The organism is Methanobrevibacter olleyae (assembly GCF_900114585.1).
GTDB lineage: Archaea > Methanobacteriota > Methanobacteria > Methanobacteriales > Methanobacteriaceae > Methanobrevibacter > Methanobrevibacter olleyae.
Window position 1 is genome coordinate 24,153 of the sequence record NZ_FOTL01000005.1, and the last position, 16,588, is coordinate 40,740.

Consider the following 16,588-nt stretch of genomic DNA (forward strand, 5'->3'; position numbering starts at 1 on the left):
TTTAATATGAACTTAATTTATGTTCTAAATTATTATAAAATAAGCATTTATAATTAAAATAATCTATTTAAAATAAAATTTTAAGGAGAATTATTATGGCAATTGAAAAAGATGCAGAAAAAATCTTAGAAGAATTTTCAAAAACCCTAGATAAAGTTCCAGAATTAGAAGGAACTTACTATATTACTGATAATCTTAACTTAAATCGTGAAGATGAATCTGAAGAGCATGACTCTTCAAAAATCGTAAGAAATGCTAGAACTGATAAAGAAGGTAATATAATTGTGAAAAAAGCAGAATGGACTGGTTAAATGCCAAAATGGTTCATTTGATTAAGAAACAATTATATTATGCTTTTTTTAATTATTGTAAATAACTAAAATGGGGAAATATTATGAGAATGAATTTAATTCTTGAAATATTAGATGTTCCTGGACAATTAGTTGCTGTTTTAAATCCTATAGGTGAGCTTGGAGCTAATCTAGTAACAATTGTTCATAAAAGGGAAATTAAAGCTGAAGAAGGTAAAGTTGCTGTTCAAATAGCTATTGAAGGAGAAAGAGAAAACCTAAAAGCAGTTATTGATAAATTTAAAGAAATGGGCGTATCTCTTGTTGAAGTAGATGATACTGTAAAAAAAGAAAAATTAAGTACTATTCTCTATGGACATATCATAGACACTGACTTAAGGGATACCGTAGATAAAATCAATGCTATAGATGGTCTTTGTGTTAGTGATTTACAATTAAAATTAGATGGCGAACTTAAATCTACTGCTTTACTTACAATTGAACTTGATTTAGGCAAAAGAGAAATAGCTTATAATAAGGTTATGGAGATAGCTGAGGAGAAGGACTTCGTAGTTATTGATGAGGTTTAGGAGGAATTTTATGGATGACTGTAGACTTATATTACTAGGTTTTGGAGCTGTAGGTAAAGGTGTTGCTCGTGGAATATCTTTAAAAAAAGAAATGATTAATGAGAAATATGGAATTAACTTAAAAATCGTTGCAGCTGCAGATTCATCTACATCTGCAATTTGTCAAGATGGTTTAGATGAAGAATTACTCCTTAAAACTAAAGAAGAAAGTGGCAAATTGCTTAGCTATCCAGAATATGGTAGTGATATATCTGGTATTGATGTTTTAGATGCTGTTGATTATGATGTTTTAATAGAAGCAAGTCCAACCAATATTGAAGATGCAGAACCTGCAAAATCTTTCACTTTAAAAGCATTTGCTGATGGTAAAGATGTAGTAACCTCTAATAAGGGGCATTTAGCTTTATTCTATAAAGAATTAATAGAAGCTAAAGAAAAAGCAGGTGTGGACTTTAAGTTTGAGGCATCTGTTGGTGGAGCTATGCCTATCATTAATCTATGTCAAGAAACCCTTGCAAGTTGTGGAATTAGCTCAATAAAAGGTATTTTAAATGGAACTACTAACTATATTTTATCAAGAATGACTACAGAGGGTATGAGCTATGAAAATACTTTAGCAGAAGCTCAACAATTAGGTATTGCTGAAACTAATCCTACACAGGATGTAGAAGGTATTGATGCAGCTTGTAAAGTGGTTATTTTAGCTAACTCTGTTTTGGGAATCGATGCAACTTATGATGATGTAGAGGTTAGAGGTATATCTGATGTTTCTCTTGATGCGATTAATTTAGCTAAAGAAGAAGGTTATTTTGTTAAATTAATTGGAGAGGTATCAGAAAAGCAACTAAAAGTATCTCCAAGGCTTGTTAAGAAAAACAGTCCATTTGCAATCGATGGAACTTTAAACTTAGCAAATGTAACTACAGATTTAGCAGATGATATTACTGTAATGGGTAAAGGTGCAGGTTCTTTAGAAACTGCTTCTGCAATGCTTACAGACTTAATTAATATTATTAAGGACAAATAATTTATTTGTTCTTTATTTGCTTTTTTTTTAAAAAAAATTATTAAATTAGAATATAATATAACTTTATATTAATTTTATTAGATTATTAGAGATTAAATTATTTAATAAGCTTATATTAATTTTATTAGATTATTAGAGATTAAATTATTTGATAAGTTTATTAGATTATTAGAGATTAAATTATTTAATAACATTATTAGAAATAAAATAAATAGGAGTTTTATAATGAAATATGTTATTGTTATTGAAGATGGTGCTAGTGATTATCCAATTGAAGAAATAGATGGAAAAACTCCACTTAAAATAGCAAATAAACCGGTTTTAGATAGAATAGCTCGTGAAGGAAAGACTGGATTAATTCAAAATGTACCAGAAAATTTACCTCCTGGATCTGATGTAGCTAATATGAGTATATTTGGCTACAACCCAATGGATTATTATACTGGTCGTGGCCCACTTGAAGCTGCAAGTATGGGTGTAGAAACAAAGCAAGGAGATGTGGTATTCCGTTGTAATACCATCACTGAAAAAAATGGTTTAATGGCAAGTTCCAATGCAGACCATATTTCATCTGAAGAGTCTGCAGAGCTTATGGAATATCTTAATCAGTATTTTAATGAAAAGTATCCGGATTTTAAAGGAAAATTCTATCCCGGTATAAGTTATAGGCATTTATTTGTATATAATGATAAAGAAAATGCAGAAAAGTTAGCAAAGTTAGATATGGTTCCTCCACATGATTTCGTTGGAGAGGCAATAGCTGACAAGCTTGAATTTGACTCTTTTGCAGATGAAGTTAAATTTACAATGTTGGAATCAAAAAAAGCTTTAACTAATCATCCAGTAAATCAAAAAAGAATAGATGAAGGTAGGGAACCTTGCAATATGGTTTGGCTATGGGGTCAAGGAACTATGCCTAATATGCCTAAAATGGAAGATGTTTATGGTTTAAAAGGTGCTGTAATTACTGGTGTAGACTTAATTAAAGGTTTAGGTATATGTTCTGGATGTACTAATTTAGATGTTCCAGGTGCAACTGCTTTCTTTGATACTGATTATAAAGCAAAGGGTGAATATGCAGTAAATGCACTTAAAGATAATGATATTGTATTTGTACATATAGAAGCACCAGATGAAGCAGGGCATGCTAAAAACCTTAAAGAAAAAGTTAAGGCTATTGAAAATATTGATAAATATATTTTAGCTCCTTTGATGGAAGCTCTTCCAGAATATGGTAACTTTAAAATAGCTGTTTTACCTGATCATCCAACTCCAATTGATTTTGGTACACATACTAGAGATATGGTACCTATTGCTATATATTCATCAAATGATGAAGCAGATGATGTTTCAGTTTATGATGAAGATAGTGTTAAAGATGGTGCACTAGGTGAATTGACCGGTTATAATTTACTTAAATTATTATTAGAATAATTTTTTGTTCTAATTCAAATTTAAGTTATTTATCTATTTTTTTAATATTTTATTTATTTTTATTCTCTTTTTAATTATTTTAATATTTTTATTCAATTTCTATCTAATAATATTTATAATAAATTAATACTATTTATAATAATTAATAATAGTTATATTAATAATATTTATATAAAACGAATATAATAATAGTTTTATAATTAAGAAAAATTTAATAATCTCAATAATATTAGACTGGGTAAATTTTAAAAAATGATATATCAAGGGCTAAAACATGACTAGTACTGAAATAAATTTAGAAAAAGCAAGAAATTACAATAAAGTTAAAAAATACGATAAATCTCTAGAAATATATGAATCTTTATTAGAATCTGGTGAAAAATTATCTAAAAATGATATTGATAGATATGGATGGAACTTATATTTTGCAAAAATTAAAGAAACTAGTATGATTAATGAATTAGAGGAATCTGCTAAAAAATTAATTGGTATAGTTAAACAAAAAGATTCATCTAAAGTTAATAAGCCATGTCCATACACATTGTCTGTTATAAAATTAATGAAAATTTATAGTGAAAATGAGGAATACTTAGATGTATTACGTTGGGCATCTAAACTAAAAGCTGAATTACTATCTAATCATCAATTTAAGCCAAATGAAGATATAACTTTAAATTCTATTAAGGAAAATTATTACCTTCAAACTACTAAAGCATTATTATCAATATATAAATATGGCCAAACTATTCGATATTGTCAGGAGGCATTAGATAATATTCCTAATTTTAACAATAATAATGATACATGGTTTAAACTAAGGATGGCTAAATCTTATAAAGAACTAGGAGAATATGATAAATCCATAGAACTTTTAGATGACATTTTAAAATATAAAAAGGATTGGTATTTATCAAGAGATATGGCTGAGAATTACTTCTTTAAAGAGGAATATGATGATTCTTTAAAATGGGCTGCTAAAGCTACCTTATCTCATGATGGTGAGATTGAAAACAAAATTAATCTATTTTCTCTCATTGCTGATATTTTAGAAATTAAAGGCTTTGAAGATGAAGCTATAATGAACAGATATATGTATTATGTTATTCGTAATGCTAAAGAGTGGAGTGTTGATGAAGAATTGCTTAGTTTATTAGATAGTTATGGTTTAGATTTAGATAATAAAGACTTTAAATCATTATTTAAAGAATATAAAAATATGTGGATAAGCTTAAAATACTTTGGACAAGAAAGGCAATATGGCCTTATTTCTAAAGTATTTGAACATGGAAAAGCAGGATTTATAGATTCAAATGGAAAATCTTACTATTTCAATACTTTTGAATTTATGGATGATAAAGATTATATTTATGAAGGAACTGAAGTTTCATTCTATTTGGAAGATGCTTATAATAAGAAAAAAGATGAAATGGTTAAAAATGCAGTAAATATATACTGTGAAGTGATTTAACTTTAGAATTTGTTAAAAATCGATTTTCTAATTATGCAATAGAAAGATTGGAAATTGATAGGATTTAATAGATATTGCATTAAATAAATTGCTAGTAATGCTTAAGATTGATTAAAAAGTATAATCAATCTTTAATAATTCTTCTTTTTTCTTATCAAATTCTTCTTTTCTTAAGTATCCTCTTTCAAAGAGCTCTGCATATTTCAATAGCTCATCTGCAGGTGAAAATTCATTATTTATTATAATTTTTCTATGATGATGTTTATGCTTTTTCTTATGGCATTTTGAGTATTTGTCATATTCTTTTTCTTTTTTCTCTTTTTTACTATCTTTATTAGCTTTAATGCCAAATACATCATCAGATTCTTTAAATTCTCTAGATTGGAAATATTTTTTATTATTAGATTTTTTAATATCTTCCTTCATTTCCGCTTCTATCTCTTTTTTAACATCTTTCATCTGTTCTTGGAAGCTTTCTTTCAATGCCTTTGCAGGATCCAGCTCTTCATCATTAAAATCAACAGTTCTATCTTCTTCATCATGAATAAATATTTTTTTATATTCTTTAAATCTAGGATATTTCATTAAATCTTCTTCTCTAATACTATCCGGGTTTTTTGATAAAAGGTTCAATCCTTCTTCACTAATATTAAAATACATAAAACGATTAGATTCAATTAATTCTGCTTTTTTTAAGTAAGTATTAGCAGTACTGGTTCTAAAAGCAATTAAAGTTTCATTATTAGGTAATATAATCTCCTTATCTTCATCTGATAAATCCATATAATCAATTAATTCATCTGTTATTTCTTGAACTTTGTATTCCTCTTTATCTTTGATTAACTCAAGTAAGGGTAATACCAAGTCATAGGTTTCTGGGACAGCCATAGTTCATCTCCGTTTTATTTTATCATTTTATAATAGTACTTTTATTAATTTATACTTATTTAAATTTATTCATATAAACTCTTCTAAAAATTATATGGTTTTTTTATTAAATCTTTAATCTTTAGTTTTTAAACATATAAATATTTAAATATTAAATAACTAAAATATTAATGATGAATATTATTATAATAATTAAATGATTGAATAATTAGAACTACTAATTATTTTATATTAAGTAATTAAATAATTACAACTAATTGTTCCTTATTAAGTAATTAAATAATTACAACTAATTGTTCCTTATTAAGTAATTAAATAATTACAACTAATTGTTCCTTATTGAGTAATTAAATAATTAGCAGTTAATTATTTTTTTATTAAATATTTTTTAATTATATTCATACAATCATTTTTAACCTATTTTGGAGGTGAAAATATGATTTGTCCTAAATGTCATACTGTAAATGATGATAAAGAAAAATTCTGTAAAAATTGTGGTTTTCAATTGAATCCTTCAAGGATTTGTCCTAGATGTGGAAAAACAAATGATCCTAATTCAAAATATTGTAAAGAATGTGGAACTGTTTTAACTCCAGTAAACACATTTAGAAAGCAAGTCATTGAAGAAAATACTAAAAAATCTTTCTTCAGTATCTACAAGATACCAATTATCTGTGCTTTAATAATCATATTAGTTATTGGTGCTGTTACTGGAATGGCTTACTATAATGGTAACTCTAGTGGAGATGATGGTTTTAATTCTATTATTCCAACAGACAACAATACTGGATTCTTTAATGATGACATAAATAATAATCCAACAGATGCACAAATTCAAGATGATAGTGCTAATAAAACCAATCAAACAAATAAAACTAATGACACTAATAAAACTAAAACTCTTAGAGAAAAGATAGATAATAAAACAAATGGAACTAATAAAAATATTAATAGTACTGTTAATAAGATTAAAGAGCAAAATAATAAGTCTAAATCTTTAAATGGTTCAAGTACTAAAAATAACTCATCAAAAGTTAATAAAACAAGCTCTATTTCAGATAAAACTGATAAGAATAATAAAATCAACCAAACTAATAAAAATTCTCTAGATAATCGTAAAAACAAGTCAGAAAGTTCCATATTAGTTTCAAATATATCTATTAATGATTCAGATAATGATAAAACAAATGATAGTGCAGATGATTTATTTAATGATTCTACTGATAATTCTGTCAATGATTCAAATATAGGAAATGATGATTTAAATGATTCTGATAATGATAATGAAAATTTAAGTTCATCTAGTTCTTTAAATGAAATAAAAATGACTGATGTTCCTAATCTTGCTAAGAAGGTTTCAGAAAAAAATTATGATTTCTCAACAATTGAATATGAAGGAAATGAATTTACAGAAGCTCAATGTATTTATATTTTCTCAGAATATTTATTAAATGTTAATAAAGATAAATCTTCTCCTATTAAAATAAAAGACATTAAAAAAGCTTCAAATCCTTCAGGAAAAGATTTAAATCAATCCATTGATAAATCTGACTATCTGAGTATAGCAAATAGGGTTCATAGTTGGATAAATAGTAAAGGTAGTGTTCCTAATTATGTAGGAATCAGCGAACTTGGAGCAGATGACCTTTCTCCTAAAAAGATGCTTAAATTGTTTGCTTTAGCAACTTTAGAATACTCTGTTAGTGAAGAATTACCAGAATCTGTAGAGATTTAATTAAGAACTAGAATCTGTAGAGATTTAATTAAGAACTAGAATCTGTAGAGATTTAATTAAGAAATTTATTTTATAAACTAGAGAATATACTTATTAATTAAGATATTCTCTTATACTTTTTTTATATTTTTTATTTAAGAAATCTTTATCTAATTTTTAAAATTTTAATAATTTAATGATATTTTTTTAATAATTTTTAAGGGTATTTTATAATAACTCTTTCAAAAATTTTTAAAAATAATAAGTTTTAAAAAATATGAAAATCATATTATAATTGTATAAACAATTTAAGTTTAAGTATTTTTTTAAAAATTTAAAAATAAATCTAAAAGAGATTTTAAAAGAATTTAAAATTTAAAAATAAATCTAAAAGAGTTAAAAACAAAAAAATTAAAATAAATTATGATAATAAAGTGATTGTTATGTTAGGACCTTGGGTAGAAAAATATAGGCCTCAAAGTTTAGATGATGTTGTTGGACAAAAACATATTGTAAATAGATTAAAACAATATGTAGAAGAAGAAAGCATGCCAAATTTAATGTTTACTGGTCCTGCAGGTGTGGGAAAAACAACATCTGCTCTGGCTCTTGTAAAATCAATTCTTGGAGAATATTGGAGACAAAACTTTTTAGAATTAAATGCATCAGATGCAAGAGGAATTGAAACTGTAAGAACAGATATTAAGAATTTCTGTCGTTTAAAACCTGTTGGTGCTCCATTTAGAATTATATTTCTAGATGAAGTAGACAATATGACTAAAGATGCACAGCATGCATTAAGACGTGAAATGGAGATGTATACTAAAACTGCATCTTTTATACTTTCATGTAATTACTCCTCTAAAATCATAGATCCTATCCAATCTAGATGTGCTATTTTCAGATTTACACCGATTAAAGCTGAAGAGATTGCTGATAGATTAAAATTTATAGCAGAAACTGAAGGTTGTGAATATGAAGATGCAGCAATTACTACAATTGTAAACTTTGCAGAAGGGGATATGCGTAAATCTGTTAATATGTTGCAATCTGCAGCATCTACTGGCTCAATAACTGAAGATCATGTATTTGAAGTTGTATCTAAAGCAAAACCACAAGAAATTAAAAAGATGGTTAATACTGCATTAATGGGAGACTTTATGAAATCCCGTGATATACTAAGGGAAGTGATGATTTTACAAGGTACAAGTGGAGAAGATATGGTTAATCAAATTTACCAAGATGTTTCTGGAAGAGTTATGAATGGACAAATGGATGGAGATGTTTATATGAATTTAATTGGAGCAATAGCTGAAACTGATTTTAGAATTAGAGAAGGAGCTAATCCAAGAATTCAATTAGAAGCATTACTAGCTAAATTTTTATAATCATTAACTTAACATATAGGTAAAAATTATGTTATGGACTGATAAATACCGACCAAAAAGATTTGAGGATGTAGTCGGTAATGTTAAACAAAAGAAGATTATTCAATCATGGGTTGAAAAGTGGAAAGATGATAATCCTCAACCACCTTTATTATTAATAGGACCTGCTGGAACTGGTAAAACCACAATAGCTCATATCATTGCAGATGAATTCTCTGAATATATTGAATTAAATGCAAGTGATAAACGCTCACATGATTTATTAATAAGTACAATAGGAGAATCAGCAAGCACTTATTCTCTATTTGGAAATAATCGTAAATTAATTATAATGGATGAAGTAGATGGTATTCATGGAACTAACGATAGAGGTGGAACTAAAGCTTTAAATAAAATCATTAAAGAAAGTAAACAGCCTATTGTTATGATGGCTAATGATTTTTATAGCAATAAATTAACCACTATAAAAAAGAATGCTCAAGTTGTAAAGATGGATAAAATCAAATCTCCTTCAATTAATAAATACTTACGTGATGTAGTGCTTAAAAATGAAGAAATTGAAGTGGATAAAGAAGTTTTAAAAAAATTAACAAAAAGATCAAGTGGAGATTTACGTTCATCTATTAATACATTACAGGCACTTGTTGAAAATGAAGGGGAATTAACTGAAGAGGCTTTAGATTCAACAAGCCAGAAAGATAATACTAGCACTATATTTGATACTGTAACAAGAGTTTTAAAAAGCAAAAATCCAGAACATGTTAAACGTTCAATGTTTGAAAATAACGAAGATCCAAGCTTAGTAATGGAGTATATTGCTGAAAATATTCCAAGAGAGTATGAAAGTAATAAAGAAGTTAAAAAAGCATATGAAATGATTAGCCAAGCAGATTTATACTTTGGAAGAACTCGTTCTAGCCAATATTACGGTTACTGGAGATATGCATCTGATTTTATGGGATTGGGAGTTTCAAACTCTAAAGTAGATACCTATAGAAAATTCAGTAAAGTTGTTGGACCTATGGCATTTACTATGATGGGTAGAACCCGTGGAAAAAGAGCCTTAAGGGATGTTATTGCATCTAAAATGGAAGAAAAAATGCATGTTTCTCTTCAAGTAGCTTATACTATTTTCCCATATTTTGAAATAATGTTTGAAAATGATGAAGTAGCTTGGGAAATTTCAGACTTTTTAGAATTAGAAGATGATGAAATAAAATTCTTTAGAAAGAAAAAAATTCCAAAAGCTACTATTACTAAAATGGAAAAAGTCAAAGCAGAAATGCGTGAAGATGAAAAAGAACAGTGGCGCAGTTCAATTAAAGAAGGAATATTTAGAGAAATTCCCCCTCAAGATTTAAAAGCAAGTGATGCTGTTGAAGAATCATTTTCACATGAAAATGATACTGTTCTCGACATCTTTGATGACTTTTCAGATGAAGAGCTAGATGAAATAGCTAGTGACTTATCTTTAAATGATAAATCCAAATCTAAATCAAGAGCTAAAAAATCTAGAGATAGTGAAGATGTTGAATCTAAATCAAGAGAAGATAAAAAAGAAGAAAAACTTGATAAAGAACAAACTACTTTATTTAGCTTCTAGATTAGTTTAGTTATTTTCAATTAGATATATTTAGCTTCTAAAAATATGAATTAGATAACTTAATTTATTTAGATATATTTAAATAATTAAAGGAATAATAATTATAAAGGAATATACATTATTCAATATAAAAAAAATATAAGGGGTTTTTAAATGAAAGGAACTTGGAAACTCAAATTAAGATTATGGCTTTCAATGCTTATTATGTTCGGTTTAGTATATGTTTTAATTATGCTTGCTGGAAATTTCTTAGGATATGGAGGCTTTTATCAATTTTATGCATTAGCAGGATTATTTGTATTGTTCTTACAATATTTATTTGGTCCAAAGATCGTAGAAAGTTCAATGGGTGTACATCAGTTATCAGAGGCTGAAGCACCTGAGCTTCATCAAATCGTTGAAGAATTAGCTATGGCAGCTAATATTCCTAAGCCTAAAGTAGGTATTTCTAATACTATGGTACCTAATGCATTTGCTTATGGTAGATCTAAGCGTAGTGGACATGTATGTGTTACAAAAGGAATTTTAGATTTACTTGATAGGGAAGAACTTAAAGCAGTTTTAGGGCATGAAATATCCCATATTAAGCATAACGATATGGCCATTACTACTGTTGTAAGTGCTATCCCATTAATCTGCTATTATCTAGCTTTCTCACTTATGTTTTCAGGTGGGGGAGATAATGACAATAGAGGTGCTATTTTAGGAGTTATAGCATTGGTTGCCTATTTTTTAGGTCAATTGATTGTTTTATTTATTTCTAGAATGAGAGAATACTACGCTGATGCAGGTAGTGTAGAATTAGGTTGCAGACCTGAAAAATTAGCTTCTGCATTATATAAACTAGTTTATGGTGCAGCAAGGGTTCCTGAATCTGAAATTAAAGATATTGAAGGAACTAAAGCATTTTTCTTAACTGATATTTCTAATGCAAAAAGCGAAATTAATAATCTAGCCCAACTAGACTTAGATAAAGATGGAACTATTAGTGCTGAAGAGCTTAATATGCTAAGAAATTCAAAAGTAAATGTTTCTACATCTAATAAAATTATGGAATTATTATCTACACACCCAGATATGCTTAAAAGAATAAAAAGATTAGCTGATAATAACTAATCTCTTTTATTTTTCTTTTTTTAAATCTTTTTTCCTTGTTTATTTTTTTATATTTTTAAATTCTTATTTTTTTTTAAAAAAAAATTTTAAGTAATTGTTATTATTTAAAAAATTTTTAAATCATTATTATTATTTTATTATATTTTTTTATTAAATAAATATTGAAATGGATTATTATATTTTTTAATAATTATATTTATATAATAGTTAAAACTAATATTAGTTTGCATGAATAAAAACTGAATTATTAGTTTTCAAAAGCTCTTACTAATAATCTTTATATATTAAAAAACAAATTTTTAATAAACCAATTAATAATGTCTTTTATAATATGAACTAATAAATTTAATTTATAATTGTGGTGAAATAATGAGTACTGAAAGAAAGAACATTGTACTAAAGGGAGGAAGAGAACATAACCTTCAAAATATTGATCTATCAATTCCACGTGATCAGTTTGTAGTCGTTACTGGTTTAAGCGGTTCAGGTAAATCAACACTTGCTTTTGATACTATTTATGCTGAAGGACAGCGTAGATATGTTGAATCATTATCTGCATATGCAAGGCAATTTTTAGGTCAAATGAAAAAACCTGAAGTAGATTACATTGAAGGCCTATCTCCTGCAATCAGTATAGATCAAAAAACAACAAAAGTTAATCCAAGATCAACTGTAGGTACTATTACAGAAATTTATGATTATTTACGTTTATTATTTGCACGAATAGGAATTCCGCATTGTCCCAATTGTGGAAAAGAAATATCTCATCAAACTATCGGGCAAATAACTGAATCAATAATCGAAGAAGGAGAAGGAACTAAAATACATGTTCTATCCCCAGTTGTTAAAGACCGTAAAGGAGAACATAAAGATATTTTAGAAGAATTTAGGAAAAAAGGATTCGTTAGAGTCCGTGTAGATGGTGAAATTAAAGGTCTTGATGAGGATATTGAGCTTGGAAAAAACTTTAGGCATAATATTGAATTAGTTGTAGATAGACTTGTAATCCGTGAAGGGATAGACTTCCAAAGAAGACTATCAGATTCTATAGAGACAGCTTGTAATTTTGCAGAAGGATTAGTTAAGGTCATGTTTAGTAAAAGGGATGATGAGGGAAATGAAACTATCTATGAAAAAACATATTCTGAAGACTTTGCATGTACTGACTGCGGTATAAGTTTTCAGGAATTAACTCCCCGTATGTTTTCATTTAATGCACCTCAAGGAGCATGTCCTGAATGTAATGGTATTGGAACTAAAATGGAAATGGATCCTGACTTAATTGTACCAAATAAAAACCTAAGTTTAAATGATGGTGCCATAGTTCCATGGTCTAAATCTACTAAAAAAGAAAATTATTATTATCAAATGCTTAAAGCAGTAGCTGAGCACTTTAAATTTAGTATGGACACAGCATTTAAAGATTTAACTCCAGAAGAACAAAACATTATTCTCTATGGTTCGGATGAAAAAGTGGCATTTGCATTTAAAAGAAGAAATAGATCTTATAGGGTAAATCGTAAATTTGAAGGTGTCATTACAAGAATGGAAAGATTATATATAGAAACTAAATCTAATTATAATCGTAGTTATATCTCTAAGTTTATGAGTGACCGTAAATGTCCTGTTTGTGGTGGAAAAAGACTTCGTCCAGAGATTTTAGCAGTAACTGTAGGAGATAAGTCTATTATGGATGTATGTGATTTATCTATTAAAGATAGTTATCAATTTTTCCAAGATTTAGAATTAACAGAAAGGCAATTATTTATTGGTAAAGAGATTTTAAAAGAGATTAAAGCAAGATTAAAATTCCTAGTAGATGTAGGTTTAGACTATATTACAATGTCTAGATCTTCTGGAACCTTGTCTGGAGGAGAAGCACAAAGAATAAGATTAGCTACCCAAATAGGTTCTGGACTAGTGGGAGTTCTTTATATTTTAGACGAGCCAAGTATTGGTCTTCACCAAAGAGATAATAAAAAGCTTATTGGAACCTTAAAACATTTAAGAGATATAGGGAACACTTTAATTGTAGTGGAACATGATGAAGAAACTATTCTATCTGCTGATTATGTAGTTGATATAGGTCCTGGAGCTGGTGAACATGGAGGTAAAATAATTGCTGAAGGAAGCCCTGAAGAGATTATGGAATCTTTAGACTCTATCACTGGCAAATATTTATCAAGAAGGGAAACAATTCCTATTAACTCTAAAAGGAAAGAGGGAAATGGTAAATTCTTAACTGTTAAAGGTGCAAAAGAAAACAATCTTAAAAATATTGATGTAGATATTCCATTAGGACTATTCACTTGTGTTACTGGAGTAAGTGGCTCTGGAAAAAGTAGTTTAATCAATCAGGTTTTATATAAAGGCTTATCTACAATTATAAATAAAAAATACATGCATCCTGGAAAGCATGATTATATCGAAGGAATTGAAAATATCGATAAAATCATTAGAATTGATCAAAACCCTATTGGAAGAACTCCACGTTCAAATCCAGCTACATATGTAGGTGTTTTTACTCCAATAAGAGAATTGTTTGCTGAGACTCCTGAATCTAAAGCAAGAGGTTATAAACCTGGAAGATTTAGTTTTAATGTAAAAGGAGGAAGATGTGAATCTTGTTATGGGGATGGAATCATACAAATTGAAATGCATTTCTTATCTGATGTATATGTTCCTTGTGAAGTATGTAAAGGTAAAAGATATAATGATGAAACTTTAGATATTCGCTATAAGGGTAAAAACATCTATGAAGTTTTAGAAATGACTGTAGAAGAAGCATTGGAATTCTTTGAGAATGTACCAAAAGTTGCAAGAAAACTTCAAACATTATATGATGTTGGATTAGCTTATATTAAACTAGGTCAACCTGCTACAACCCTTTCTGGTGGTGAAGCTCAAAGGGTAAAATTAGCTAAAGAGTTATCTAAAACAAGCACTGGTCAAACATTATATATATTAGATGAACCAACTACAGGCCTTCACTTTGATGATATAAAGAAATTATTAAAGGTTTTAGATAGATTGACAGATGCTGGTAACTCTGTTGTTGTTATTGAACATAATTTAGATGTTATTAAGACAGCTGATTATATTATAGATTTAGGGCCTGAAGGAGGAGACGGTGGTGGAGAAGTTATAGCTACTGGAACACCTGAAGAGGTTGCAGAATCTGGAACTTATACTGGTAACTTTTTAAAAGAAGTTTTAAGAGAGAATATAACAGTTCATGCAAAAGAATTAGTTGAAGAAAAGGCAAGTAAATAATAACTTTTTTATTATTTAGATATCTCTTTTTATTCATTTAATTTTTTTATTATTTAGATATCTCTTTTTCTATTGATTACATATTTTTTCTTAATACTATTTTTTAAGTAATCTAGACCTTTTTTCAGCTACTTCTCGAACATATTTATCTTCATCGCTATTAAAAATATCTTCTAAAACATTAATACTAAATATATTTTTACAAGCAGCTTCACGAATCTTTGAATCTTTATCATTTTGAGCTAAATCAACTAAGATTTCTTGATTTTTTAACTTAGAAATAGCTTCAATACGAGAATCATTAAACTGGCCATTAATTGAAATATCCTCAAGAATTTCTTTATCTTTAATCTTTTTCATGGTGTTTAATCTTATATCTGGATTACTATTAGTTTTAGCAATATCTGATAAAATATTTTCAGATTTGATTTTAGATATTGCCTCCAATTTACTATCTAAATAAATTGATTCATCACTTATCTTTACTAAAATTTCTTCAGTTTCTATATTCTTTACAGCTAATTTACTAATTTCTGCATGTTTTGATGAAACTGCAAGCTTTTTTAAATAATTTTCATAATCTGATGAATCATCACCACCAATATAATTTTCTTTATTAGAAACTACTTTATTTAAAGCACTTTTAGCTACAATTAAATCATCATCCTTAATACTAATATCAATTAAATTGCTTATTAAATCAATTTTTTTAATAGCTTCAGTTCTAACATAATTATCTTCTTCATAAATATAGGTTTCAATGATAATATTTTCATCATTTATATTTTTCAATGCTTCGATTCTGACAAATTTATCTTTATCATTTAGAGCAATTTCTTTTAATATGTCCTCATTTTTAATTTTTTCTGTTGCTTTAATTCTTGATGGGGAATCATTAGAATTTAATGCAATATCTATTAAATCCTCTTCAATTTCTAATTTTTCTATTGCAGCTAAACGTACATGTTCATTTTCTTCATTAAATGCTATTTCTTTTATTATTTCATGATTATTATCATAATCTAACTTATTTAAAGCTTCAACCCTAATAAATTTATCATATTCATTATTTATTGCTATATTAAATAAAATTTCTTCATCAGAGAAGTTTTCTTTATTGATTATTATATTAACTATCTTCTTATCAGAAGAGTTCTTTAATATTTCAGCTAGAATTTGATTATTTTCTATTCTTTCAATTGCATTAAGTCTAACTTTTTGATCTTTTGCATTGATACAAAGATCCATTAAGATAAGCTCATCCTCAATTTCACGAAGTGCAGAAAGCCTGTTTTTTCCTTTTTTATCAAATTTAGCTATCTCAGCAAGTACATTATCTTCCAAATCTAATTTATCAAATGCTAGTTGTCTAACATCAGTGTATTTAGCATTGTATGCCAATTCTTCTAATATATTAGGGTCTGTTATTCTTGATGTAGCGATAGTTCTTACATATCTATCTTTATTATCCATAGCTAAATCTTCTAATACATCTTGAGATTTTATTTCCATAACTGCAGCAATTCTATTGTTTCTATTACTATGTGTTTTTGCAATATCTTTAAAGGCCTCATCATTTAATATTTCATCTTTATTTCTAGAATCATTTTTAAGACGTTTCTCTTTAGCTATTTTAATGTCATCACTATTTATTTTTTTAATTGAAGCAAAATCGATTAAATCATTATCTGATTTCTTATTTTTAAATGATAATTTTTTAAATCTTTTTTTTATCTTTTATATCAGTTTTATCCCGTTTATCTTTTTTATTTTCACTTTTTTCTTTGTTATTTTTAT

Annotated in this window: 12 protein-coding genes; 10 read left to right on the forward strand and 2 right to left on the reverse strand. The window is 27.3% G+C overall.

From position 1 onward, the window contains the following. Window positions 1–95 precede the first annotated feature (95 nt). The 5 genes from gatC to BM020_RS02400 all read left to right on the forward strand — a co-directional run bounded on the left by gatC (window position 96) and on the right by BM020_RS02400 (window position 4,809). Window positions 96–311: an Asp-tRNA(Asn) amidotransferase subunit GatC gene (gene gatC / locus BM020_RS02380; RefSeq protein ID WP_074798052.1), complete on the forward strand. Its 216-nt coding sequence runs from the start codon at window positions 96–98 to the stop codon at window positions 309–311. A gap of 83 nt (window positions 312–394) precedes the next feature. Further along, window positions 395–880, forward strand: coding sequence for an amino acid-binding protein (locus tag BM020_RS02385; RefSeq protein ID WP_067146389.1), 486 nt, complete (start codon window positions 395–397; stop codon window positions 878–880). 10 nt (window positions 881–890) lie between these two features. Further along, a complete protein-coding gene (locus tag BM020_RS02390; protein ID WP_067146391.1) occupies window positions 891–1,907 on the forward strand; it encodes a homoserine dehydrogenase in 1,017 nt (338 codons plus the stop codon). Between the two features lie 225 nt (window positions 1,908–2,132). After that, window positions 2,133–3,341, forward strand: coding sequence for a cofactor-independent phosphoglycerate mutase (locus BM020_RS02395; protein ID WP_067146393.1), 1,209 nt, complete (start codon window positions 2,133–2,135; stop codon window positions 3,339–3,341). 274 nt (window positions 3,342–3,615) lie between these two features. After that, window positions 3,616–4,809 carry a hypothetical protein gene (locus BM020_RS02400; protein ID WP_067146395.1) on the forward strand — a complete coding sequence of 398 codons (1,194 nt, stop codon included), beginning with the start codon at window positions 3,616–3,618 and terminating at the stop codon, window positions 4,807–4,809. A gap of 111 nt (window positions 4,810–4,920) precedes the next feature. Here the strand turns inward: BM020_RS02400 and BM020_RS02405 are convergent, their stop codons facing one another. Further along, on the reverse strand, window positions 4,921–5,697 hold the full coding sequence (locus BM020_RS02405; protein WP_067146397.1) for a winged helix-turn-helix domain-containing protein: 777 nt from the start codon (window positions 5,695–5,697) through the stop codon (window positions 4,921–4,923). A 436-nt stretch (window positions 5,698–6,133) separates the two neighbouring features. Here BM020_RS02405 and BM020_RS02410 point away from each other — a divergent pair, with 436 nt between their 5' ends. The 5 genes from BM020_RS02410 (at window position 6,134) to uvrA (ending at window position 14,791) form a co-directional block, all read left to right on the forward strand. Further along, entirely contained in the window at window positions 6,134–7,432 is a 1,299-nt protein-coding gene (locus BM020_RS02410; RefSeq protein ID WP_074798054.1) for a zinc ribbon domain-containing protein, read from the forward strand. A gap of 422 nt (window positions 7,433–7,854) precedes the next feature. Next, entirely contained in the window at window positions 7,855–8,799 is a 945-nt protein-coding gene (locus BM020_RS02415) for a replication factor C small subunit (protein ID WP_074798056.1), read from the forward strand. 28 nt (window positions 8,800–8,827) lie between these two features. Beyond that, window positions 8,828–10,402: a replication factor C large subunit gene (locus BM020_RS02420; protein ID WP_074798058.1), complete on the forward strand. Its 1,575-nt coding sequence runs from the start codon at window positions 8,828–8,830 to the stop codon at window positions 10,400–10,402. A gap of 153 nt (window positions 10,403–10,555) precedes the next feature. Further along, entirely contained in the window at window positions 10,556–11,518 is a 963-nt protein-coding gene (locus tag BM020_RS02425) for a zinc metalloprotease HtpX (protein ID WP_074798060.1), read from the forward strand. Between the two features lie 369 nt (window positions 11,519–11,887). Next, complete coding sequence (gene uvrA, locus BM020_RS02430) at window positions 11,888–14,791, forward strand: excinuclease ABC subunit UvrA (RefSeq protein WP_067146415.1); 2,904 nt, start codon at window positions 11,888–11,890, stop codon at window positions 14,789–14,791. Window positions 14,792–14,887: 96 nt separating this feature from the next. Here the strand turns inward: uvrA and BM020_RS02435 are convergent, their stop codons facing one another. Continuing rightward, complete coding sequence (locus BM020_RS02435; RefSeq protein WP_074798062.1) at window positions 14,888–16,303, reverse strand: HEAT repeat domain-containing protein; 1,416 nt, start codon at window positions 16,301–16,303, stop codon at window positions 14,888–14,890. Between the last annotated feature and the right edge of the window lie 285 nt (window positions 16,304–16,588).

Coding starts and splice junctions, on each gene's coding strand:
- uvrA (WP_067146415.1), top strand. CDS start 11,888: ATGAGTACTGAAAGAAAGAACATTGTACTAAAGGGAGGAAGAGAACAT.
- gatC (WP_074798052.1), top strand. CDS start 96: ATGGCAATTGAAAAAGATGCAGAAAAAATCTTAGAAGAATTTTCAAAA.
- BM020_RS02390 (WP_067146391.1), top strand. CDS start 891: ATGGATGACTGTAGACTTATATTACTAGGTTTTGGAGCTGTAGGTAAA.
- BM020_RS02415 (WP_074798056.1), top strand. CDS start 7,855: ATGTTAGGACCTTGGGTAGAAAAATATAGGCCTCAAAGTTTAGATGAT.
- BM020_RS02420 (WP_074798058.1), top strand. CDS start 8,828: ATGTTATGGACTGATAAATACCGACCAAAAAGATTTGAGGATGTAGTC.
- BM020_RS02435 (WP_074798062.1), bottom strand. CDS start 16,303: ATGGAAATAAAATCTCAAGATGTATTAGAAGATTTAGCTATGGATAAT.
- BM020_RS02410 (WP_074798054.1), top strand. CDS start 6,134: ATGATTTGTCCTAAATGTCATACTGTAAATGATGATAAAGAAAAATTC.
- BM020_RS02395 (WP_067146393.1), top strand. CDS start 2,133: ATGAAATATGTTATTGTTATTGAAGATGGTGCTAGTGATTATCCAATT.
- BM020_RS02385 (WP_067146389.1), top strand. CDS start 395: ATGAGAATGAATTTAATTCTTGAAATATTAGATGTTCCTGGACAATTA.
- BM020_RS02405 (WP_067146397.1), bottom strand. CDS start 5,697: ATGGCTGTCCCAGAAACCTATGACTTGGTATTACCCTTACTTGAGTTA.
- BM020_RS02400 (WP_067146395.1), top strand. CDS start 3,616: ATGACTAGTACTGAAATAAATTTAGAAAAAGCAAGAAATTACAATAAA.
- BM020_RS02425 (WP_074798060.1), top strand. CDS start 10,556: ATGAAAGGAACTTGGAAACTCAAATTAAGATTATGGCTTTCAATGCTT.